Consider the following 558-nt stretch of genomic DNA (forward strand, 5'->3'; position numbering starts at 1 on the left):
TATTTGTCTAGGGGCAAAGCGTCTTGGGTTTAGGCTTTCATTCTTTGCAAAGGATTGATCTTTTGCTGCATTTTTGGCATGGTCTCTGATTTTTGCTTAATAAAGGAGCGGGGCGTATGGTGGTTGCGCGGGACATGTTTTTGAAGTTAGCGGTGTTTTCCTGCGTTGTTGGATTGGCGTATAACGGAGCCAAGCATATGGGGGCACTGGTTTTTGATCTTTAACAATGGGGTGTTTGTGAGCAGTGTTGGATTCGTTCCTTTGTTTGTTTTGGAAGGGGTACGGTGTGTGCGTGTACTGTTGGGGGGCTTAAAAAAATGAGCATTTTTCTTTCCCACGGGCGTGGTCTTTGATGTTCTTTCTGTGAGGGGTATTTGATGTCGAACGATGTGATGTTTTGGCTGTTGCCTTGGTTTTTCTGCTTTTTTGCTCTGGCCTTGATTTTTATTTATAAGGGAGCAAAGCGTCGCTCTGTTACAGAGTGGATGTTTTGGAGATGGGTGGTGCTTTATGGCGCCCTTGCCACCTACCTTGGTTTTGTTTATGTGGGCGTGGGCA

1 pseudogene is annotated in these 558 nt (G+C 45.7%); it reads left to right on the forward strand.

The features are described 5' to 3' along the window. Positions 1-377 precede the first annotated feature (377 nt). Positions 378-558 (forward strand): annotated as a pseudogene (locus tag ACFIL3_RS11150) (hypothetical protein); the annotation flags it as partial.

Source organism: Bartonella sp. CE47NXGY, from assembly GCF_042195415.1.
Taxonomy (GTDB): domain Bacteria; phylum Pseudomonadota; class Alphaproteobacteria; order Rhizobiales; family Rhizobiaceae; genus Bartonella.